A 20740-nucleotide genomic window follows, 5' to 3' on the forward strand; every position below is an offset into this window, starting at 1 on the left:
GAAGGAAATTGAAATGGCACGTCGTCGTCGCCCAGAAAAGCGTATCATCCTCCCCGATCCTAAGTACGGTGATGAGGTTCTCTCGAAGTTCATGAATTCGGTCATGCTCGACGGCAAGAAGTCCGTCGCCGAACTGATCGTGTACGGTGCGCTCGAAACCGTCGAAGCCCGTGCGAAGAAGGATCCGCTCAGCGTGTTTCACGACGCGCTGAACAACGTGAAGCCGAACATCGAAGTGCGCAGCCGCCGCGTCGGTGGTGCGACCTATCAGGTCCCGGTCGAAGTCCGCTTCGAACGTTCGCAGGCTTTGGCGATCCGCTGGCTGATCTCGGCCGCACGGTCGCGCAGCGAGAACACAATGGCCGCCCGTCTGTCGGGTGAGCTGATGGATGCCGCCAACAACCGTGGCAACGCGGTCAAGAAGCGGGAAGACACGCACCGTATGGCGGAAGCCAACCGTGCGTTCAGCCACTACCGCTGGTAATCATGCTACCGGTGGACTTTCACCTGTAACATCCAACCCTATATAATGGGGAGCTGGCCTCGGCCGGCTCCCCATATCTTCAAGGAACAACGATCATGGCCCGCAGCCATCCGCTCGACCGTTACCGCAACATCGGCATCATGGCGCACATCGACGCCGGCAAGACGACGACGACCGAGCGTATCCTTTATTACACCGGCAAGTCCTACAAGATCGGCGAAGTGCATGAAGGCACGGCGACGATGGACTGGATGGAGCAGGAGCAGGAGCGCGGGATCACGATCACGTCCGCCGCTACGACGTGCAAATGGCGCGCCGAAGAGGGCAAGGGCGAAGAACATCTGATCAACATCATCGACACGCCCGGCCACGTCGACTTCACGATCGAAGTCGAGCGTTCGCTGCGTGTGCTCGACGGTGCCGTCGCTTGCTTCGACGGCGTTGCCGGCGTCGAGCCGCAGTCGGAGACCGTGTGGCGTCAGGCCGACAAGTACGGCGTGCCGCGCATGTGCTTCGTCAATAAGCTCGACCGTACCGGCGCCGACTTCTATTTCTGCGTCAATTCGATCATCGATCGTCTGGGCGCGCGTCCGGCCGTCCTGTATCTCCCGATCGGTATCGAGGGCGGGTTCAAGGGTCTCGTCGATCTGGTCGAGAACCGTGCGATTATCTGGCTCGAGGAGAGCCTGGGTGCGAAGTTCGTCTATCAGGACATCCCCGAGGACATGGCCGAGAAGGCCGCCAAGTATCGCAGCGAGCTGATCGAGATGGCCGTCGAGCAGGACGACGACCTGATGGAAGCGTATCTTGAGGGCAACGAGCCGAGCACGGCCGATCTCAAGAAGCTGATCCGCAAGGGTACGCTGGAGATGGCGTTCGTCCCGGTCGTTTGCGGTTCGGCGTTCAAGAACAAGGGCGTCCAGCCCCTGCTCGACGCCGTGGTCGATTATCTGCCTTCGCCGCTCGACGTTCCCGCGATCCAGGGTCTGAAGCTCGACGGCGTGACGCCGGACGAGCGTCCGTCCTCAGACGACGTTCCGTTCTCGGCACTGGCGTTCAAGATCATGAACGATCCGTTTGTCGGTACGCTGACCTTCGCCCGCATCTATTCGGGCAAGCTGGAGACCGCGTCGCAGGTTACCAACTCGGTCAAGGACAAGAAGGAAAAGGTCGGCCGCATGCTGTTGATGCATGCGAACGAGCGCGAGGACATCCAGGTGGCCTATGCCGGCGATATCGTCGCTCTGGCGGGCCTGAAGGACACGACGACGGGCGACACGCTGTGCGCGATGAACGCTCCGATCATCCTCGAGCGGATGGAATTCCCCGAGCCGGTGATCGAGCTGTCGGTGGAGCCGAAGACCAAGGCCGACCAGGAAAAGATGGGCGTCGCGCTCAATCGCCTGGCGCGCGAGGATCCTTCGTTCCGCGTGACCTCGGATGCGGAAAGCGGCCAGACCATCATCAAGGGCATGGGCGAGCTCCATCTCGAGATCCTGGTCGATCGCATGAAGCGTGAGTTCAAGGTCGAGGCGAACGTCGGCGCGCCGCAGGTCGCCTATCGCGAATACCTGAAGAAGCCGGTCGACATCGATTACACGCACAAGAAGCAGTCGGGCGGCACGGGTCAGTTCGGTCGCGTCAAGGTGAAGTTGACGCCGGGCGAGCGCGGGTCGGGCATCGTCTTCAAGGACGAGATCAAGGGCGGTAACATTCCGAAGGAATATATCCCCGCGATCGAAAAGGGCTTCCGCGAAACGGCTGCCACGGGCTCGCTGGTCGGCTTCCCGATCATCGATTTCGAGATCAACCTGTATGACGGCGCCTATCACGACGTCGACTCGTCGGCGCTGGCGTTCGAAATCTGTGCGCGCGGCGCAATGCGCGAAGCGGCGCAGAAGTCGGGCATCACCCTGCTCGAGCCGATCATGAAGGTCGAGGTCGTCACCCCGGAGGATTATCTGGGCGACGTGATCGGCGACATGAACAGCCGTCGTGGCCAGATCCAGGGCACCGACAGCCGCGGCAACGCGCAGACGGTCGAGGCGATGGTGCCGCTGGCCAACATGTTCGGCTACGTCAACGCGCTGCGCTCGTTCACGCAGGGTCGCGCGCAGTACAGCATGCAGTTCAGCCATTACGACGAAGTTCCGTCGAACGTGGCCGACGAAGTGAAGGCAAAGCTTGCCTGATCCGCGCCCCTGTTTTCGAATAGGGGTGCCATTGGGCTGGTGTAATCGAAACTAGGTCGTTAAGGGGCGCCATTCGCGTGGTGCCCCATGGCCGCGAATCTGAATCAAGAAGAGGCGAAAATGGCAAAAGCAAAGTTCGAGCGGAACAAGCCGCATCTCAACATCGGCACCATCGGTCACGTCGACCATGGCAAGACGTCGCTGACCGCAGCGATCACCAAGGTGCTGGCAGAAACCGGTGGCGCCACGTTCACCAGCTACGCCAACATCGATAAGGCTCCGGAAGAGCGCGAGCGCGGCATCACGATCTCGACCGCACACGTCGAGTATGAGACGGAAGCCCGTCACTACGCACACGTCGATTGCCCCGGCCACGCCGATTATGTGAAGAACATGATCACCGGCGCCGCTCAGATGGACGGCGCGATCCTGGTGGTTTCGGCGACCGACGGCCCGATGCCGCAGACCCGCGAGCACATCCTGCTCGCACGCCAGGTCGGCGTGCCGACGATGGTCGTGTTCATGAACAAGGTCGATCTGGTCGACGACGCCGAGATCCTCGAGCTGGTCGAGCTGGAAATCCGCGAATTGCTGTCGTCGTATGACTTCGACGGCGATAACATCCCGGTCATCCAGGGTTCGGCTGTTGCCGCTCTCGAAGACAAGACCCCGGAAATTGGCCATGACGCCGTCCTGAAGCTGATGCAGGCCGTCGACACGTACCTGCCGCAGCCGGAGCGTCCGCTCGACAAGCCGTTCATGATGCCGATCGAAGACGTGTTCTCGATCTCGGGTCGCGGTACGGTCGTCACGGGCCGCGTCGAAACCGGTATCGTCAAGGTCGGTGAGGAAGTCGAAATCGTCGGCATCCAGCCTGCGGTTCGCAAGACCACCGTCACGGGCGTCGAAATGTTCCGCAAGCTGCTCGATCAGGGCCAGGCTGGCGACAACATCGGCGCGCTGATCCGCGGCGTTGGCCGTGAAGAAGTCGAGCGTGGCCAGGTTCTCTGCAAGCCGGGTTCGATCAAGCCGCATACCGATTTCCAGTCGGAAGTGTACGTGCTGTCGAAGGACGAAGGTGGCCGTCACACGCCGTTCTTCGCCAACTACCGCCCGCAGTTCTACTTCCGCACCACGGACGTGACCGGCACCGTCGAACTGCCTGAGGGCACGGAAATGGTCATGCCTGGCGACAACGTTGCACTTGGCGTGAAGCTGATCGCACCGATCGCAATGGACGTGGGCCAGCGCTTCACGATCCGCGAAGGTGGCCGTACCGTTGGTTCGGGGATTGTCAGCGGCATTACCGCGTAATATAGACGCCGCCACCGCCCGATTCCCTGTCCCCTCGCGGGGCAGGGGATCGGGCGGTTGCTATTTTATGAGGGCTGCATCTTTCAGGTGCCGCTCAACTTTTCGAACAACCAGCGCCGTCACAGACGGCCCGCTCTTTCGCATCGGTAGGGACTATGGAAACGCAGAACATTCGGATTCGTCTGAAGGCATTCGATCATCGCGTGCTCGATCAGGCAACCGGCGACATCGCCGATACTGCCCGTCGCACCGGCGCACTGATCCGCGGTCCTATCCCTTTGCCGACGCGCATCGAGAAGTTCACGGTCAACCGTGGCCCGCACATCGACAAGAAGTCGCGCGAGCAGTTCGAAGTTCGCACGTACAAGCGCATGCTGGATATCGTCCAGCCGACCCCGCAGACCGTGGACGCTTTGATGAAGCTCGACCTGGCTGCCGGCGTTGACGTAGAGATCAAGCTGGCCTAAAAGCGGCGCTCTCAAACGAGATTCGGTTCGGCCGCAGGGCGAATCAGATAGGGATACCGCCGGGCTAGCCCGGGTCTGCGTCCCCCGACACGCCTCCCGAGGGAGGCACCAGCCCGGGTCGGGGCGGCAGTATAAAATTGTTGGGCTGACGGTAAACTAGTCGAAGTTCACTTCGATCGGGGAGCCACCAGGGGTTCCTGGCGCGGCATTTGCCTTCGCCGGGGTTCCGCACGCACCTTCGGAAATGGTTCCGGGGTGCCTCTGTAGAAGGAGCATGATCATGCGCACTGGCGTGATCGCGAAGAAAATGGGGATGACCCGCTTGTTCAAGGATGATGGGCGCCACGTGCCCGTCACTGTCCTTGCACTGGAAAATCTGCAGGTCGTGGCCGTTCGCGAGGCCGACCGTGATGGTTACACCGCAGTACAGCTGGGTGCAGGTTCGGCCAAGGCCAAGAACGTCGCCAAGCCGCAGCGTGGCCATTTCGGCAAGGCCGAAGTCGAACCCAAGGCGAAGGTCGCGGAATTCCGCGTCGCCGAGGATGCGCTCCTCGAAGTCGGTGCAACTATCTCGGCCGATCATTATGTCGCTGGCCAGATCGTCGATATCCAGGGCGTGACCCAGGGTAAGGGCTTCGCAGGCGGCATGAAGCGTTGGGGCTTCGGCGGTCTGCGCGCTACCCACGGCGTTTCCGTTTCGCACCGTTCGCTCGGTTCGACCGGTCAGCGTCAGGATCCGGGCAAGGTCTTCAAGAACAAGAAGATGGCCGGCCAGATGGGTAACAAGAACCGCACCCAGCAGAATCTCGAAATAGTATCGACCGACGTCGAGCGTGGCCTGATCTTCGTAAAGGGCTCGGTCCCCGGTTCGAAGGGCGGCTATCTGCTCGTCAAGGATTCGGTCAAGGTCGCCCGCCATGCGGACGCGCCTTACCCCGCTGGCCTGAAGCAGGCCGCGAACACTAACACCGCCGCTGACACGCCTGCCGAGGACACCTCGACCGTCGAAGCGACCGAAGGCCAGGAGGGCTGAACATGAAGGTCACCATTCAGTCCTTCGATGCGAACGCCAAGGGCGCGGACATCGAACTCAACGACGAGGTGTTCGGTATCGAGCCCCGTCCGGATATCCTGCACCGGGTCGTCACCTGGCAGCTCGAAAAGCGTCGTGCGACCGCACGCGGCACGCGTGAGCGCGCCGACGTGGCTCGCACGGGCAAGAAGTTCGGTCGCCAGAAGGGCGGCGGTACGGCTCGTCACGGCGATCGCCGCGCTCCGGTGTTCATCGGTGGTGGTAAGGCACACGGCGCTCGCGTTCGTGACTTCAACCCGTCGCTGAACAAGAAGGTTCGTGCGCTCGGTCTCAAGATGGCGCTTTCGAGCCATGCTGCGGCCGGTACCCTGGTCGTCATGGACAGCCTGACCGTTGCCGAGAACAAGACCAAGACGCTGCTGGCGAACTGGGCCAACCTCGGTGCGGGCAAGACCGCGCTGGTCATCGACGGCGACATGGTCGAGCAGAGCTTCGCGCTGGCTGCGGGCAACGTCCACACGATCAACGTGATGCCCGCTGCCGGTGCCAACGTTTATGATATCCTGAAGCACGACACGCTGGTTCTGACCCGCGCTGCCGTCGAAATGCTGGAGGCGCGCTTCAATGGCTAAGAAGCAGAAAGGCGATATCGATCTGCGTCATTACGACGTGATCGTTGCGCCGCACATCACCGAGAAGGCGACCTTGCTCAGCGAGAATAACGCCGTCGTGTTCCGCGTCAGCAACGACGCGACCAAGCCCGAGATCAAGGCTGCCGTCGAGGCGCTGTTCTCGGTCAAGGTTCTGGGGGTCAACACGATCGTCCAGAAGGGCAAGACCAAGCGGTGGAAGGGCGTTCCCTACACCAAGTCCGACATCAAGAAGGCGATCGTCACGCTGGCCGATGGCCAGTCGATCGACGTGACGCAGGGGGTCAGCGCGTAATGGCACTCAAGCATTATAATCCGACCAGCCCGGCACGACGCGGTCTTATCCTCGTCGACCGGTCCGGCCTGCACAAGGGCGGCCCCGTCAAGGCGCTGACCGAAGGCAAGCGCAAGACCGGTGGCCGTAACAACAAGGGTCACGTCACGTCGCGCGGTATCGCCGGCGGTCACAAGCAGCGCTATCGTATCATCGATTTCAAGCGTCGCGTCTGGGACGTCGAAGGCACGGTCGAGCGGATCGAATACGATCCGAACCGCACCGCGTTCATCGCGCTGATCAACTATGGTGACACGGACGAGGGCAAGCCCAACGTCGCGTACATCATCGCGCCGCAGCGTCTCGCCGTCGGTGACAAGATCATCGCAGGCAAGAAGACCGACGTTAAGCCGGGCAACGCCATGGAACTGGGCCAGATGCCGGTCGGCACGATCGTCCACAACGTGGAGATGAAGCCGGGCAAGGGTGGCCAGATCGCCCGTTCCGCCGGCACGTACGTGCAGGTCGTCGGTCGCGACAAGGGCATGGTGATGGTCCGCCTGAACTCGGGCGAGCAGCGCTACATCCATGCGAACTGCATGGCGACGGTCGGTGCCGTGTCCAACCCGGACAACGGCAACACCAACCTCGCCAAGGCTGGTCGCAACCGCTGGAAGGGCATCCGCCCGCTGACCCGCGGTGTCGCGAAGAACCCGGTCGACCATCCGCACGGCGGTGGTGAAGGCCGGACCTCGGGCGGCCGTCATCCGGTCACGCCATGGGGCAAGCCGACCAAGGGTGCCCGCACTCGTCATAACAAGTCGACGGATAAGATGATCATCCGTTCGCGCCACGCGAGGAAGAAGTAAATGGCTCGCTCCATTTGGAAGGGTCCGTTCGTGGACCTGCATCTGCTGAAGAAGGCAGAGACCGCGCAGGAAACCAATGCGCGCGGTGCGATCAAGACCTGGTCGCGTCGTTCGACGATCCTGCCTCAGTTCGTTGGTCTGACGTTCAGCGTCTACAATGGCCGCAAGTTCGTTCCCGTCACGGTGAACGAGGACATGGTGGGCATGAAACTCGGTGAATTCGCGCCCACGCGCTATTTCCCAGGCCACGCCGCCGACAAGAAGGGCAAGCGCTGATGTCCAAGCCTAAATCCCCTCGCAAGGTGGCCGATAACGAAGCGTTGTCGGTCGGCACGCAGATCCGCGGTTCCGCGCAGAAGCTCGGCCTGGTTGCCGCGCTGATCCGCGGCAAGAAGGCCGGCGACGCGCTGAACATCCTTCAGTTCTCGACCAAGGGCATGGCCGTCGACGCACGCAAGGTGCTCGCATCGGCGATCGCCAATGCCGAGAACAACCATAACCTTGATGTCGACGCGCTCGTCGTCGCCGAGGCATCGGTCGGCAAGTCGATCACGATGAAGCGGTTCGCCACGCGCGGTCGCGGCAAGTCGACGCGCATCCTCAAGCCCTTCAGCCGCCTGCGCATCGTCGTTCGCGAACAGCAAGAAGAAGAAGCGTAATGGGTCAGAAATCGAACCCCATCGGTCTGCGCCTGCAGATCAACCGCACCTGGGACAGCCGCTGGTATGCGGAAGGCGCCGACTATGGTCGTCTCCTTCTCGAAGACCTCAAGATGCGCGCGTACATCATGAAGACGCTGCCGCAGGCCGCGATCTCCAAGGTCGTGATCGAGCGTCCGGCGAAGTTGTGCCGCGTGTCCATCTATGCCGCACGCCCCGGCGTGATTATCGGTAAGAAGGGCGCGGACATCGAGAAGCTTCGCCGTACCCTCGGCAAGATGACCTCGTCGGATGTCAGCCTGAACATCGTCGAGATCCGCAAGCCGGAAGTCGATGCCAAGCTCGTCGCACAGGGTATCGCCGATCAGCTCGAGCGTCGTATCGCTTTCCGTCGCGCTATGAAGCGTGCGGTTCAGTCGGCCATGCGTTTGGGTGCCGAAGGCATCCGGATCAACTGCGGCGGCCGTCTTGGCGGTGCTGAAATCGCACGGTCGGAATGGTATCGCGAAGGTCGCGTTCCGCTGCATACGCTGCGTGCGAACGTCGATTATGCCGAAGCCTCGGCCCACACCGCTTATGGCGTGTGCGGCGTGAAGGTGTGGATCTTCAAGGGCGAAATCCTGGGTCACGACCCGATGGCGACCGACCGGATCATGATGGAGGCTCAGACCTCCGGCGTGCGCCCGGCGCGCGATGACCGCCGCTAAGGACTGAAGAGATGCTTCAACCGAAAAAGACAAAGTTCCGCAAGGCGTTCAAGGGCAAGATCCATGGCGATGCCAAGGGTGGCACCACGCTGAACTTCGGGTCGTATGGCCTGAAGGCGATGGAACCGGAGCGTTTGACCGCGCGTCAGATCGAGGCGGCTCGCCGCGCGATCACGCGTCACATCAAGCGTCAGGGTCGTTTGTGGATCCGCGTGTTCCCTGATCTGCCCGTCACCGGCAAGCCTGCCGAAGTCCGCATGGGTAAGGGCAAGGGTTCGCCGGAATATTGGGCGGCCCGCGTCAAGCCAGGCCGCATCCTGTTCGAACTGGACGGCGTGCCGGGCGATATCGCTGCAATGGCGTTCAGCCGCGCAGCGATGAAGCTGCCGATCAAGGTGAAGGTCGTTGCCCGTCTCGGCGACACCTCGCATCTGGGAGTTGCATAACATGGCCCGCATCGACGACCTCAAGGCGAAGACCGAGGACCAGCTGGGTGAAGAACTCGGCAACCTGAAGCGCGAGGCGTTCAACCTCCGTTTCCAGGCCGCGACCAACCAGCTCGAAAAGCCGAGCCGGGTTCGCGAAGTCCGCCGCGACATCGCTCGCATCAAGACGCTGCAAACCGCTCGCTCGCGCGACGCGGCTGCCAAGTAAGGATTTAGACATGCCGAAGCGCGTGCTAACGGGGCTGATCGTCTCCGACAAGGGCGACAAGACGGTGGTTGTGAACGTGGAGCGCAAGGTAAAGCACGCGCTGTACGGCAAGATCATCCGTCGTTCGAAGAAGTATCATGCCCATGACGAGGGCAACGAATACAAGCAGGGTGAAACGGTGCGCATCGAAGAGACGGCGCCGATCTCCAAGCTGAAGACCTGGAAGGTGATCGATCGGGTTAACACCCATGCGACGCCGGAACGGGTCGATGTAGACGCTTCGGCCTAACGGCCCGAAGCACGCAACGGCCGCAAGGCCATGTGTAGGCGGCACCGGTCGGAATCGGTGTCATAGTGAGAAGGAAGCGGATCGATGATCCAGATGCAATCCAATCTCGACGTCGCTGACAATAGCGGCGCGAAGCGGGTTCAGTGCATCAAGGTGCTTGGCGGTTCCAAGCGTCGTGTTGCAGGCGTGGGCGACATCATCGTCGTCAGCGTCAAGGAAGCTGCCCCCCGTGGCCGCGTGAAGAAGGGCGACGTGCACCGTGCCGTCATCGTGCGTACGGCGAAGGACATTCGCCGGGCCGATGGCACCGTTATCCGTTTCGACGGTAACGCAGCCGTGCTGGTCAACAAGAACGAGGAGCCGATCGGCACCCGTATCTTTGGCCCGGTCGTGCGCGAACTGCGCGGCAAGAAGCACATGAAGATCATCAGTCTCGCGCCGGAGGTGCTGTAATGGCCGCTGCGAAGATCAAGAAGGGTGACCGCGTCATCGTCCTGTCCGGCAAGGACAAGGGCAAGACCGGCGAAGTGACCCAGGCCCTGCCGCGCGACGGCAAGGTCGTCGTGTCGGGCGTCAACGTCGCCGTTCGTCACACCAAGCCGACCCAGGGCGACCCGCAGGGTGGCCTGGTCCGTTCGGAAGCGCCGATGCACGTCTCGAAGGTCGCTCACGTGACTGCCGATGGCAAGCCGACCCGCGTCCGTTTCGAGACCCAGGACGGCAAGAAGGTCCGTGTGGCCGTCAAGACCGGGGAGAAAGTCGGTGGCTGAGGCAACCAACGCGAAGCCGCGCATGCGGCAGATGTACGACGACACGATCATCAAAGCGATGACCGACAAGTTCGGCTACAAGAACGTCATGGAAATTCCGCGCATCGACAAGATCGTGCTGAACATGGGCGTCGGCGAAGCCACGCAGGACAAGAAGAAGGTCGACAAGGCCGCTGGCGAGATGGAGCTGATCGCAGGTCAGAAGCCCGTCGTCACCAAGGCGAAGAAGTCGATCGCTCAGTTCAAGCTGCGCGAAGGCATGCCGATCGGCGTGAAGGTTACGCTGCGTCGTGAGCGGATGTACGAGTTTCTCGATCGCTTCATCACGATCGCTCTCCCGCGCGTCCGCGATTTCCGTGGTCTGAACCCCAAGTCGTTCGACGGCCGTGGCAACTATGCCTGCGGTCTGAAGGAACAGCTGATCTTTCCGGAAATCAGCTATGACCAGGTCGATCAGATCCGCGGCATGGACGTGATCGTTGCGACGACCGCGAAGACCGACGAGGAAGCACGCGAATTGCTCCGCTTGTTCGGTTTCCCGTTCCCGCAGGAAGAATCCGCAGACGAAAAGAAGGCGGCATAAGATGGCTAAGGTAAGCTCCATCAACAAGAACGAACTTCGCAAGAAGCTCGTCAAGAAGTACGCGCCGAAGTACGCGAAGCTCAAGGCGATCGCCGGCGACAAGTCGCTGTCGGACGGCGAGCGGATCGAAGCCCGTCTGAAGATGGCCGAGATTCCCCGCAACGGTAATCCGACGCGTATTCGCAACCGTTGCGAGACGACCGGTCGTCCGCGTGCATATTACCGCAAGTTCCGCCTCTGCCGTATTCAGCTTCGTGATCTCGCCAACAAGGGCATGATCCCGGGCGTTACGAAGTCGAGCTGGTAAGGATCCGAAGATGGCATTGACCGATCCACTGGGTGATATGCTCACCCGCATCCGCAACGGCCAGCGCGCGAAGAAGGACTCCGTCCTGACTCCGGGCAGCAAGCTTCGGGCCCGCGTGCTCGACGTGCTGCAGCGCGAAGGCTATATCCGTGGCTATAGCGAAGAGCAGATGGGCCCCGCGGCCGGCATCCGCATCGAGCTGAAGTATTTCGAGGGCCAGCCCGCGATCAAGCATGTCGCCCGCGTCTCGAAGCCGGGTCGCCGCGTCTATTCGGGTTCGACCGAACTGCCCCGCGTCATGAACGGCCTGGGCATCACCATCGTATCGACGCCTCGCGGCGTTCTGTCCGACGCCGAAGCGCGCGAACAGAATGTCGGCGGCGAAGTCCTGGCGGAGGTATTCTGATGAGCCGCATCGGCAAGAAGCCGGTCACGATCCCATCGGGCGTGACGGCGAACATCGAAGGCGCGGTTCTCAGCGTGAGGGGCCCCAAGGGCACCCTGACCATGCCGCTCCGCGACGAGATCAGCTACACGATGGAAGAAGGCGGCATCTCGGTGCAGCCGGCCAACGAGACCAAGCGTGCGCGTGCCTTCTGGGGCATGCAGCGGACGATGGTCCAGAACCTGATCACCGGCGTGTCGGATGGCTTCACCAAGAAGCTGCTGATCACCGGCGTCGGCTATCGTGCGGCAGCGCAGGGTCGTAACCTGAACCTGAAGCTCGGCTACAGCCACGACGTCAACATCGACGTGCCGGAAGGCATCGAGGTGAAGACGCCGGACAACACGACGATCGAGATTTCGGGGTCGGACAAGCAGAAGGTCGGTCAGCTGGCCGCGGAAATCCGTCGCTGGCGTAAGCCCGAGCCGTACAAGGGCAAGGGCATCAAGTACGACGGCGAGTTCATCTTCCGCAAGGAAGGGAAGAAGAAGTAATGAGCACCAAAGGTCTCTCCCTCTTCGCGAAGCGCCGTCTTCGCGTTCGCACCGCGCTTCGTTCGCGTGGCGGCACCCGCCCGCGGTTGTCGATCCACCGTTCGGGTCGCCACATCTACGCCCAGGTGATCGACGACGCACAGGGCAAGACCCTGGCCTCGGCGTCGACGCTGGAAAAGGACGTGCGCGGCACGACCGGCGCGACGATCGACGCGGCGACTTCGGTCGGTACCCGCGTTGCCGAAGCGGCCAAGGCGGCAGGCGTGACGCAGGTCGTGTTCGACCGCGGCGGTTTCCTGTTCCACGGTCGCGTCAAGGCGCTGGCGGAAGCCGCCCGCGCTGCCGGATTGGAGTTCTAAGACATGGCTGACGACATCATTCCGACCGAAGCAGCAGCTTCGCCAGACGGTGCGCCGGTTCCCCAGGAAAACCGTGGTCCCGGCGGCGCACCCCGCGGCGGCCGTGGTCGTGGCGGTCCCGGTGGCGGTGGCCAGAATCGTGGCGGTCGCGACAATCGCGGCGGTCGTGACAATCGTGGCGGCCGTCCCGGCAGCGACGATGGCGGCGAAGAGCTGATCGAGAAGCTGGTCCACATCAACCGCGTCTCGAAGACGGTGAAGGGCGGTAAGCGCTTCGGCTTCGCAGCACTCGTCGTCGTCGGCGACGGCAAGGGCCGCGTCGGCTTCGGTCACGGCAAGGCACGCGAAGTTCCTGAAGCCATCTCCAAGGCCACTGCGGCCGCGAAGAAGGCCATGATCCGCGTTCCGCTCAAGGACGGACGTACGCTGCATCATGACGGTCGCGGTCACTTCGGTGCCGGTCTCGTCACGGTTCGCTCGGCTCCTGCCGGTACCGGCATCATCGCCGGTGGCCCGATGCGCGCCGTGTTCGAATCGCTGGGCGTGGGCGATGTGGTGACCAAGTCGGTCGGCACGTCCAACCCGTACAACATGATCCGTGCGACCTTCGAAGCGCTGACTGCACAGGTCTCGCCGAAGTCGGTCGCGCAGCGTCGTGGCAAAAAGATCGCGGACCTGCTCGGTCGTGGTGGCGCTGATGCGCCGCAGGCCGACGCCGAAGCGATCGTGGAGTAAACGACAATGGCTACCATCAAAGTGACGCAGACCGGTTCGCCGATTCGCCGCGAGAAGGACCAGCGCGCGACGCTGATCGGTCTCGGCCTGAACAAGATGCACAAGACGCGTGAACTCGAGGATACTCCGGAAGTCCGGGGCATGATCCGCAAGGTCTCGCACATGTTGAGCGTCGAAAAGTAAGATCCCTGACCCTCTCCCGCTCCGGCGGGGGAGGGTTGCGGTTTTGGGGCATGGTCTGCGGACTGCCCCGGATGCGGCCATTTGGCGCGTGACAGGCTCGGCCTGGTCCGCTAACCGCGCCGCTTCCAAATCATCCCATCAGCGCGAAAAAAGCGAAAGCGAGTGCATATCATGAAGTTGAACGATCTCCGCGATAATCAAGGTGCCCGTAAGTCCCGCATGCGCGTCGGCCGTGGTATCGGTTCTGGCAAGGGCAAGACCTCGGGTCGCGGTATCAAGGGTCAGACGAGCCGCGAGGGCGTCAGCATCGCCGGCTTCGAAGGCGGCCAGATGCCGCTTCACATGCGTCTGCCGAAGCGCGGCTTCAACAACATCTTCGCCAAGGATTATGCCGAAGTGAACCTCGGCGCGATCCAGAAGGCGATCGACGCCGGCAAGATCGAGGCTGGCGCCTCGCTTGACCATGACGCGCTGAAGGCTGCTGGCCTGGCACGTGGTGGCAAGGACGGCGTCCGTCTGCTCGGCAAGGGCGAATTGTCGTCGAAGCTGACCTTCACCGTCGCCGGCGCGTCGAAGGGCGCGATCGAAGCGGTCGAGAAGGCTGGCGGTTCGGTTTCGGTGATCGAAGTCGTCGCAGCTGCCGACAAGGCTGCCGCGAAGAAGGGCACGAAGTACGCCGAGCGCAAGGCGCATAAGGCATCGTTCAAGGCCTGATCGCCGTCCCCGACGCGAGTCGGGGAACGGTTGGACGGATCGCGCCGGTCTGGCGCGACTATCCGTCCGGTAAAGTCTTTCGGGCGTACCTCGGCGAATGCCTGAGGGGAACTAATTTCCCGGAAGGTTAGACAAGCCTCGAAGCGTGACTATATGGGCGGCGGGGGCGGATAACGTTTCCCGCCGCTTTTGTTTCCCGGCCCGGTAGATCGGGCTGGTATTTGGGACGATAGATCAGAATGGCATCCGCAGCCGACCAGATGGCCCAAGGCCTCAGTCTCTCGAAATTCGCGCAGGCGACCGATCTCAAGAAGCGCCTGTGGTTCACCATCGGCGTGCTGATCGTGTTCCGGATGCTGTCCTATGTGCCGTTGCCGGGGATTGACGCGGTCAAGCTGGTCAACCTCGCCAACCGCACCAGCGGCGGCGTGCTCGATTTCTTCAACATGTTTTCGGGCGGTTCGCTCGGTCGCGCCAGTCTGATCGCGCTGGGCGTCATGCCCTATATCACCGCGTCGATCGTTGTGCAGCTCGCGACCTCGCTGTCGCCCGCGCTCGCCGCGATCAAGAAGGACGGGGAAAGCGGTCGTAAGCGGCTCAACCAATACACGCGCTACGGGACGGTCGCGCTCACCGCGGTGCAGGGCTATTTCCTCGCCGTCGGGTATGAAGCGGGCGGGGCTGTGGTCGATCCGGGCATGCTGTTCCGCATCGTCGCGGTGGTCAGCCTGGTCGGCGGTACCATGTTCCTGATGTGGCTGGGTGAGCAGATCACCGCACGCGGCATCGGCAACGGCATGTCGTTGATCATCATGGCCGGCATCGTCGCCAGCCTGCCGACGACCTTGTTCAACCTGTTCGAGGGCGGACGTTCGGGCAGCATGGGCGGCGGCACGTTGATCGCGATCATCGCCGCGGTCGTGATGCTCGTGCTCTTCATCTGCTTCATGGAGCGCGCGCAGCGCCGCATCCTGATTCAGTATCCCAAGCGCCAGACGCAGCGCGGCATGCAGGCCGATCGCAGCCATCTGCCGCTCAAGATCAACACCGCGGGCGTGATCCCTCCGATCTTCGCATCGTCGCTGCTGCTCATGCCGCTGACCATCAGCCAGTTTGCGGGCCAGCGCGTTGCCGGTGAATCCCGCTGGGGCGATTTCGTGATCAGTCTGAACCAGTATCTGCAGCACGGCAGCCCGGTGTACATGCTGCTGTACGGCGCCGGCATCATCTTCTTCTCGTTCTTCTACACCGCGGTCGTGTTCAACCCGGAAGAAACCGCGGACAACCTGAAGCGCTATGGCGGCTTCGTTCCCGGTATTCGCCCCGGCAAGAATACCGAGACGTATTTCGATTACGTCCTGACGCGCATCACCGTGATCGGTGCGGCCTATCTGACGGTGATCTGCCTGCTGCCGGAATATCTGGTATCGGCGCTCAGCATCCCGTTCTACCTGGGTGGGACTAGCCTGTTGATCGTGGTCAACGTAACGATGGATACGGTGACGCAGATCCAGTCGCATTTGCTGGCACACCAGTATGGCGATCTGATCAAGAAGGCGAAGCTGAAGGGCGGGCGGCTCCGCTAAGCGGATCGAACGTGACGACGTGAGGGGAATGCTGTCGTGAATATCATCCTTCTTGGCCCTCCGGGTGCCGGCAAAGGCACGCAGGCCGCACGGCTGATGACGCGCTACGGCATGGTGCAGCTTTCGACCGGCGACATGCTGCGCGCCGCGGTCAAGGCCGGCACACCGACCGGCTTGAAGGCGAAGTCGGTCATGGAATCGGGCGGACTGGTGTCGGACGACATCGTTTCCGGCATCATCGGCGAACGACTGGACGAGGCGGATACGGTCGGCGGCGTGATCTTCGACGGCTATCCCCGCACCGCAGCGCAGGCGCAGCAGCTCGACACGCTGTTGCAGGATCGCGGTCGGACGCTCGATCACGTGATCGAACTCGAAGTCGACGAGGATGCGCTCGTCGCACGGATCGTTGGCCGGTATACCTGCGGCAATTGCGGTGCAGGGTATCACGACGAGTTCCACAAGCCGCAGGTCGCTGGCGTCTGCGACACGTGCGGGGGCACAGAGTTCAAGCGCCGCCCGGACGACAACGAGGAAACCGTGCGGACGCGCATGGAGGAATATCGCGGCAAGACTGCGCCGATCCTGCCGATCTACGAAGCGCGCGGATTGGTCAGTCGTGTCGATGGCATGGCGGATATCGATCAGGTGACAGCCGCGATCGTAACGATCCTCGACGCAAAGTAAGCGGCGGGGGGACCGCCCCGTCCCGATAATTACCAAAAGCACTAACGTGGCGCGATCAGCCTGCGGCTAGGGCTTCGGGCGGGCTGAGTTCGACGTCTTATCGACACGTCGAACCTTTCCACATGACGGTTTTTTCATCGGCGCGTCACCGATCCGGCAAGGCCGAACGGGTACACCGGTCGACAGAGGCAGCGACTGCCGACTCCCCGTCTTCCGGTAATGCATCGCCCGGAAGGTGCAGGCATAGCGACTTCGGCGCGAACGCGACCCCTGGGCGTGCCGAAGGCCGGCGGAAAGTGCACGCTTTCCGCCGGCCTCTTCCTATTCTACACACAGGGTCCAGCCGGATACGCCTCATGACGCGCAAGATCCTGATCGTCGAAGACGACACCGCCACCGCGGCCTACCTCGCCAAGGGCCTCGCCGAGGCGGGTTTCGCCGTGGAAACGTGCGGCGACGGACGTGACGGTTTGTTCCTGGCGAGCGAGGGGATCTTCGACCTCATCATCGCGGATCGCATGCTTCCCGGCCTGGACGGTCTGTCGATGATCAACGCCGTCCGCGCCGCTGGTGTCAGTACGCCGGCGCTGGTCCTGTCCGCGCTCGCTACGGTCGATGATCGCGTCGACGGGTTGCATGCGGGCGCCGACGACTATCTGGTCAAACCCTTCTCCTTCGCGGAACTGTCAGCGCGCGTGGAGGCGTTGTTGCGCCGTTTCGAGCGCCCGCAAGCGTCGGCGCAGACCACGCGGCTCGGCGTCGGCGATCTCGAGATCGATCTGCTCGCCCGCACCGTCGTACGGCAGGGGCGGGCTATCCCGCTCGGCGCGCGGGAATTCAACCTGCTCGAATATCTTGCCCGTCACGCGGGGCAGGTCGTCACGCGCACGATGATGCTGGAGAAGATCTGGAACTATCACTTCGATCCGGGATCGAACGTGGTCGACGTGCATATCGGCCGCCTGCGCCGCAAGCTGGAGGACGGTTTTGCCCAGCCTATCCTGCACACCGTGCGCGGGGCGGGCTATCGCCTTTCGCTCGACGCTTGAACCGCACCCGCGCACTCCGCCTTTCCGTCACCGCGCGGATCGCGCTGCTGGCGATCGCGCTGGCGATGGCCACCAACCTCGTCCTCGCCGCCTTCCTGTGGCAACAGATCCATAGCGACGCGGTCGAGGCGGTGCGCCGCGACACGACAGAACAATCCGATGCGTTCCTTTCGGTATATCGATCGGGCGGCATGCCCGCCTTGATCGCAGCGATCGACGACGCTGCCCGGTCGTCCGACACCTCGCTCATCGCACTCGTCATCGACGACACAGGCCGCAAGCGCAGCGGTATCGGCCCAGACCATCTGTCGATCGAAACACCGCGCCGGGATGGTTTCCGCGTCGGCGCGCTGGGTGACGAAGAGCCGTGGGCGGGGCAGGAGGCGGGGTATACCGTCCGACGGATCGGCGCCTATCGTCTCGTAAGCGGGCATCTCATGGACGATTGGCAGCAGGAAAGGCGCGGGATCGAACGGGCCTTGTTGCTCGCGACGGCGCTGTCGCTGATGTTCGGGATCGGCGGCGGGCTGGTCGTCGCCCGTTACGTCGGACGCCGGCTGAACGCGATCGCCGCGGTGATCGAGGGGGTGGGGCAGGGGGATTTGACCAAACGGGTCGGCTCGGTCGCGGGCGGCGGCGACGCATTCGATCGCCTGTCGATCCGGTTGGACGCGATGCTCGACAAGGTCGAACGGCTGATGGGCGAACTGCGCATCGTCACTGACAGTCTCGCGCACGACCTCCGCTCCCCGATCGCCCGACTGCGCGCGAAGACCGAGACCGCGATCCTCGTCACCGATCCGGTGCAGCGCGATGTGGCGCTGTCCGGATTGCTGGTCGAAACCGATCTCGTGATGCGGATGCTGTCGACCTTATTGGAGATCACGCGCTCGCAATCGGTCTCGCGCAATCGCTTCACGACGATCGCGCCCGCCGCGCTGATCGAGGAGATCGCTGAACTCTACGAACCCGTGGCCGAAGATGCCGGGATAGTCCTTACGGCAGAAGTCGAACCTAACCTGCCGGATATCGTCATGCATCGTGAACTGATGACGCAGGCGATCACCAACCTGATCGACAATGCGCTGCGTCACGCCGGAAAGAGCGGACAGATCACCTTGCGGGCCGCGTTCGTGCCCGGGACGAATGAAATCCGTCTACAAGTCGAGGATCGCGGTTCCGGTATAGCGGAGGCGGACCGCGAACAGGCGCTCAGCCGCTTCGGCCGTCTCGACAGCGCGCGGACGATTCCCGGGGCGGGGCTGGGACTGTCGCTCGTCGCCGCGGTTGCGCGGTTGCATGGCGGCAGGCTGGAACTCGGCGACAATGCGCCCGGACTGATAGCCGCGATCGTCGTGCCGCGATGATCAGCCGGTGGCGCTCTGCACAACCTGCGTCGCCGCGCCGGCATGATGCGCGATATCGGGCATTGCCGGGTTGAACCCTTCGGCGAGGAACGCCAACGCGCACTCGCGGGAATCGAATACGCGCATGTTGGTGCGATTGCCCGCGACGCGCTTGGCCTGCTGGCGGGCGAGGCAGCCTTCCGTGTACATCGCGACGCGACGGTCGATCATCGCGGGGTGGTGCGCCAGCGCCTGCATCCGCGCGACGATCGACTGGGTCTGGATCGATGCGCCGGTATAGTTGTACAGCGTCATTGGCGGGCAGCCGATATCGGGAAAGGCGACGATCGCGGCCCGAAGATCGGCGGCGAACTGCTCGAAATGATGTTCGGTCCATAGACCCTCGACGGTCACCTCGATAAAGCCCAGCTTCACGTTATTCACGATAGAATGCATTGTCGTCCCTTCTTGGACGGCCATTCTTCCGTCTCGGGGTTAATCGAAAGTAAGTGAACCGGATCGGATGATTTTGTACCCGATCGACGTGTATTATGGGTGGAATTTTCGTGGTCCGGTCGCGGCTCGGACTTGGCGGGGCGATCCGCACGGGGCATGGGGACGGAATGGACGCACTGACCCTGTTCGGCCTGTTTGCCGTCACCTTCATGCTGGTCTGCTATATGAAGGAGGCGGGCAGCCATTGGTGGACGCTCGCCTTCGCCGCCGGGTGCCTGATGGGGTCGGCCTACGGCTTTTTGCAGGGGGCTTGGCCGTTCGGGCTCGTCGAACTTGCCTGGACCGCGGTCGCGTTCAACAAATGGCTTAAACTGCGCCGCATCGAATTGCGGAATGGGGTGGAACCCATCGCTTGACTCGTGCGTGTCGCAACCTTATCTGGCGATCATTCCGAAACACCGGTCCCGGCGGCGCTGTTTGCGTGCGCCGCGTTCTTGCGTTTAGGGATGTGCATCAACGCTATGAGATGGGGCTGCAGCCATGCTGCCCCGTGGAGCAGGAGAATTTAATTCATGGCTCGTATCGCCGGGGTAAATATCCCGACCAACAAGCGCGTCGTCATCGCGCTCACCTACATCCACGGCATCGGTAACACGCATGCCAAGGCGATCACCGAAAAGCTGGGCATTGCGCCAGAGCGTCGCGTGCAGGACCTGACCGATCAGGAAGTGCTGCAGATTCGCGAAACGATCGACGCCGATTACACCGTCGAGGGTGATCTCCGTCGTCAGGTCGCGATGAACATCAAGCGCCTGATGGATCTCGCCTGCTATCGTGGTCTGCGTCACCGTAAGGGCCTGCCGGTCCGCGGTCAGCGTACGCACACGAACGCCCGTACCCGCAAGGGCAAGGCAAAGCCGATCGCCGGCAAGAAGAAGTAAGCTCGCAGCCGTCGCGTCTTGCGGCGGCTCGCTTACCTTTATCAGGGATTAGGAATTTAAAATGGCACGTGAACCGCAACGCATTAAGCGGCGTGAGCGCAAGAACATCACTTCGGGCGTCGCCCATGTGAATGCGTCTTTCAACAACACCATGATCACGATCACCGATGCCCAGGGCAACGCGATCTCGTGGTCCTCGGCCGGCATGATGGGCTTCAAGGGCTCGCGCAAGTCGACCCCGTATGCTGCGCAGGTCGCAGCGGAAGACGCTGGCAAGAAGGCCGCCGAACACGGCGTCCGCACGCTTGAAGTCGAAGTGAAGGGCCCGGGTTCGGGTCGTGAATCGGCACTGCGCGCGCTCCAGGCTGTCGGTTTCCAGATCACCTCGATCCGCGACGTCACCTCGATCCCGCACAACGGCGTGCGCCCTTCGAAGCGTCGTCGCGTCTGATCTTCGTTTCTCGGCTGCGCGCGGTTGATCACGCCGCGCAGC

The 20740-nt window shown here is 62.5% G+C and carries 32 protein-coding genes; 31 read left to right on the forward strand and 1 reads right to left on the reverse strand.

Annotation, left to right across the window (positions count from 1 at the left end; all coding sequences use genetic code 11):
* The first annotated feature begins 13 nt into the window (after positions 1 to 13).
* The 28 genes from rpsG (at position 14) to H5J25_RS06115 (ending at position 18871) form a co-directional block, all read left to right on the forward strand.
* Positions 14 to 484: a 30S ribosomal protein S7 gene (rpsG, locus tag H5J25_RS05980; protein ID WP_202095160.1), complete on the forward strand. Its 471-nt coding sequence runs from the start codon at positions 14 to 16 to the stop codon at positions 482 to 484.
* Positions 485 to 579: 95 nt separating this feature from the next.
* Positions 580 to 2676, forward strand: coding sequence for an elongation factor G (gene fusA, locus H5J25_RS05985; RefSeq protein WP_202095161.1), 2097 nt, complete (start codon positions 580 to 582; stop codon positions 2674 to 2676).
* A 120-nt stretch (positions 2677 to 2796) separates the two neighbouring features.
* On the forward strand, positions 2797 to 3990 hold the full coding sequence (gene tuf / locus H5J25_RS05990; protein ID WP_202095162.1) for an elongation factor Tu: 1194 nt from the start codon (positions 2797 to 2799) through the stop codon (positions 3988 to 3990).
* A gap of 155 nt (positions 3991 to 4145) precedes the next feature.
* Positions 4146 to 4457, forward strand: a complete 312-nt coding sequence (gene rpsJ, locus H5J25_RS05995) for a 30S ribosomal protein S10 (protein WP_034161642.1) — start codon at positions 4146 to 4148, stop codon at positions 4455 to 4457.
* Positions 4458 to 4737: 280 nt separating this feature from the next.
* The gene (rplC, locus tag H5J25_RS06000; protein ID WP_202095163.1) at positions 4738 to 5490 is read left to right on the forward strand and encodes a 50S ribosomal protein L3; all 753 of its coding nucleotides are present in this window, start codon (positions 4738 to 4740) and stop codon (positions 5488 to 5490) included.
* Between the two features lie 2 nt (positions 5491 to 5492).
* Positions 5493 to 6122 carry a 50S ribosomal protein L4 gene (rplD, locus tag H5J25_RS06005; RefSeq protein ID WP_202095164.1) on the forward strand — a complete coding sequence of 210 codons (630 nt, stop codon included), beginning with the start codon at positions 5493 to 5495 and terminating at the stop codon, positions 6120 to 6122.
* Positions 6115 to 6435, forward strand: a complete 321-nt coding sequence (locus H5J25_RS06010; RefSeq protein WP_055781302.1) for a 50S ribosomal protein L23 — start codon at positions 6115 to 6117, stop codon at positions 6433 to 6435. The genes rplD and H5J25_RS06010 overlap by 8 nt, the downstream gene beginning before the upstream one ends.
* A complete protein-coding gene (gene rplB, locus H5J25_RS06015; RefSeq protein ID WP_202095165.1) occupies positions 6435 to 7283 on the forward strand; it encodes a 50S ribosomal protein L2 in 849 nt (282 codons plus the stop codon). The genes H5J25_RS06010 and rplB overlap by 1 nt, the downstream gene beginning before the upstream one ends.
* Complete coding sequence (gene rpsS / locus H5J25_RS06020) at positions 7284 to 7559, forward strand: 30S ribosomal protein S19 (RefSeq protein ID WP_055781296.1); 276 nt, start codon at positions 7284 to 7286, stop codon at positions 7557 to 7559. It begins immediately after the preceding gene.
* Complete coding sequence (gene rplV, locus H5J25_RS06025; protein WP_202095166.1) at positions 7559 to 7942, forward strand: 50S ribosomal protein L22; 384 nt, start codon at positions 7559 to 7561, stop codon at positions 7940 to 7942. Before rpsS ends, rplV begins: the two co-directional genes overlap by 1 nt.
* A complete protein-coding gene (gene rpsC, locus H5J25_RS06030; RefSeq protein ID WP_055781290.1) occupies positions 7942 to 8649 on the forward strand; it encodes a 30S ribosomal protein S3 in 708 nt (235 codons plus the stop codon). The genes rplV and rpsC overlap by 1 nt, the downstream gene beginning before the upstream one ends.
* A gap of 11 nt (positions 8650 to 8660) precedes the next feature.
* Positions 8661 to 9095: a 50S ribosomal protein L16 gene (rplP, locus tag H5J25_RS06035; RefSeq protein WP_055781287.1), complete on the forward strand. Its 435-nt coding sequence runs from the start codon at positions 8661 to 8663 to the stop codon at positions 9093 to 9095.
* Position 9096: 1 nt separating this feature from the next.
* Entirely contained in the window at positions 9097 to 9303 is a 207-nt protein-coding gene (gene rpmC, locus H5J25_RS06040; RefSeq protein WP_183108979.1) for a 50S ribosomal protein L29, read from the forward strand.
* A gap of 10 nt (positions 9304 to 9313) precedes the next feature.
* On the forward strand, positions 9314 to 9592 hold the full coding sequence (gene rpsQ / locus H5J25_RS06045) for a 30S ribosomal protein S17 (protein ID WP_202095167.1): 279 nt from the start codon (positions 9314 to 9316) through the stop codon (positions 9590 to 9592).
* Positions 9593 to 9676: 84 nt separating this feature from the next.
* Positions 9677 to 10045, forward strand: coding sequence for a 50S ribosomal protein L14 (rplN, locus tag H5J25_RS06050; protein WP_202095168.1), 369 nt, complete (start codon positions 9677 to 9679; stop codon positions 10043 to 10045).
* Positions 10045 to 10362 carry a 50S ribosomal protein L24 gene (rplX, locus tag H5J25_RS06055; protein ID WP_202095169.1) on the forward strand — a complete coding sequence of 106 codons (318 nt, stop codon included), beginning with the start codon at positions 10045 to 10047 and terminating at the stop codon, positions 10360 to 10362. Before rplN ends, rplX begins: the two co-directional genes overlap by 1 nt.
* A gap of 22 nt (positions 10363 to 10384) precedes the next feature.
* Positions 10385 to 10945 carry a 50S ribosomal protein L5 gene (gene rplE / locus H5J25_RS06060; RefSeq protein ID WP_202096052.1) on the forward strand — a complete coding sequence of 187 codons (561 nt, stop codon included), beginning with the start codon at positions 10385 to 10387 and terminating at the stop codon, positions 10943 to 10945.
* 1 nt (position 10946) lies between these two features.
* Positions 10947 to 11252 carry a 30S ribosomal protein S14 gene (gene rpsN / locus H5J25_RS06065; protein WP_202095170.1) on the forward strand — a complete coding sequence of 102 codons (306 nt, stop codon included), beginning with the start codon at positions 10947 to 10949 and terminating at the stop codon, positions 11250 to 11252.
* A gap of 10 nt (positions 11253 to 11262) precedes the next feature.
* Positions 11263 to 11658, forward strand: a complete 396-nt coding sequence (gene rpsH, locus H5J25_RS06070; protein ID WP_055781266.1) for a 30S ribosomal protein S8 — start codon at positions 11263 to 11265, stop codon at positions 11656 to 11658.
* Positions 11658 to 12191, forward strand: a complete 534-nt coding sequence (gene rplF / locus H5J25_RS06075) for a 50S ribosomal protein L6 (RefSeq protein WP_202095171.1) — start codon at positions 11658 to 11660, stop codon at positions 12189 to 12191. Before rpsH ends, rplF begins: the two co-directional genes overlap by 1 nt.
* On the forward strand, positions 12191 to 12550 hold the full coding sequence (gene rplR / locus H5J25_RS06080; RefSeq protein ID WP_202095172.1) for a 50S ribosomal protein L18: 360 nt from the start codon (positions 12191 to 12193) through the stop codon (positions 12548 to 12550). The genes rplF and rplR overlap by 1 nt, the downstream gene beginning before the upstream one ends.
* Before the next feature lie 3 nt (positions 12551 to 12553).
* Positions 12554 to 13285 (forward strand): 30S ribosomal protein S5, encoded by a 732-nt coding sequence (gene rpsE, locus H5J25_RS06085; protein WP_225883386.1) that lies wholly within the window; start codon positions 12554 to 12556, stop codon positions 13283 to 13285.
* Between the two features lie 6 nt (positions 13286 to 13291).
* Positions 13292 to 13468: a 50S ribosomal protein L30 gene (gene rpmD, locus H5J25_RS06090; protein ID WP_055781256.1), complete on the forward strand. Its 177-nt coding sequence runs from the start codon at positions 13292 to 13294 to the stop codon at positions 13466 to 13468.
* 171 nt (positions 13469 to 13639) lie between these two features.
* Positions 13640 to 14182, forward strand: coding sequence for a 50S ribosomal protein L15 (gene rplO, locus H5J25_RS06095; RefSeq protein WP_202095173.1), 543 nt, complete (start codon positions 13640 to 13642; stop codon positions 14180 to 14182).
* 239 nt (positions 14183 to 14421) lie between these two features.
* Positions 14422 to 15768, forward strand: coding sequence for a preprotein translocase subunit SecY (gene secY, locus H5J25_RS06100; RefSeq protein WP_202095174.1), 1347 nt, complete (start codon positions 14422 to 14424; stop codon positions 15766 to 15768).
* Positions 15769 to 15804: 36 nt separating this feature from the next.
* Positions 15805 to 16455 (forward strand): adenylate kinase, encoded by a 651-nt coding sequence (locus H5J25_RS06105; RefSeq protein ID WP_202095175.1) that lies wholly within the window; start codon positions 15805 to 15807, stop codon positions 16453 to 16455.
* Between the two features lie 356 nt (positions 16456 to 16811).
* Entirely contained in the window at positions 16812 to 17504 is a 693-nt protein-coding gene (locus H5J25_RS06110) for a winged helix-turn-helix domain-containing protein (RefSeq protein WP_202095176.1), read from the forward strand.
* Positions 17501 to 18871: a HAMP domain-containing sensor histidine kinase gene (locus H5J25_RS06115; RefSeq protein ID WP_225883387.1), complete on the forward strand. Its 1371-nt coding sequence runs from the start codon at positions 17501 to 17503 to the stop codon at positions 18869 to 18871. Before H5J25_RS06110 ends, H5J25_RS06115 begins: the two co-directional genes overlap by 4 nt.
* Here the strand turns inward: H5J25_RS06115 and H5J25_RS06120 are convergent, their stop codons facing one another.
* A complete protein-coding gene (locus H5J25_RS06120; RefSeq protein WP_202095177.1) occupies positions 18872 to 19306 on the reverse strand; it encodes a hypothetical protein in 435 nt (144 codons plus the stop codon).
* A 95-nt stretch (positions 19307 to 19401) separates the two neighbouring features.
* Between H5J25_RS06120 and H5J25_RS06125 the strand changes: the two genes are divergently transcribed.
* From H5J25_RS06125 to rpsK, 3 genes are all read left to right on the forward strand, one after another.
* On the forward strand, positions 19402 to 19722 hold the full coding sequence (locus H5J25_RS06125) for a hypothetical protein (protein ID WP_225883388.1): 321 nt from the start codon (positions 19402 to 19404) through the stop codon (positions 19720 to 19722).
* A gap of 156 nt (positions 19723 to 19878) precedes the next feature.
* Complete coding sequence (rpsM, locus tag H5J25_RS06130; RefSeq protein ID WP_202095178.1) at positions 19879 to 20247, forward strand: 30S ribosomal protein S13; 369 nt, start codon at positions 19879 to 19881, stop codon at positions 20245 to 20247.
* 61 nt (positions 20248 to 20308) lie between these two features.
* Positions 20309 to 20698 (forward strand): 30S ribosomal protein S11, encoded by a 390-nt coding sequence (gene rpsK, locus H5J25_RS06135; protein WP_034161671.1) that lies wholly within the window; start codon positions 20309 to 20311, stop codon positions 20696 to 20698.
* The last annotated feature ends 42 nt before the right edge of the window (positions 20699 to 20740 follow it).

Source organism: Sphingomonas aliaeris (assembly GCF_016743815.1).
In the GTDB taxonomy this organism is placed as follows: domain Bacteria; phylum Pseudomonadota; class Alphaproteobacteria; order Sphingomonadales; family Sphingomonadaceae; genus Sphingomonas; species Sphingomonas aliaeris.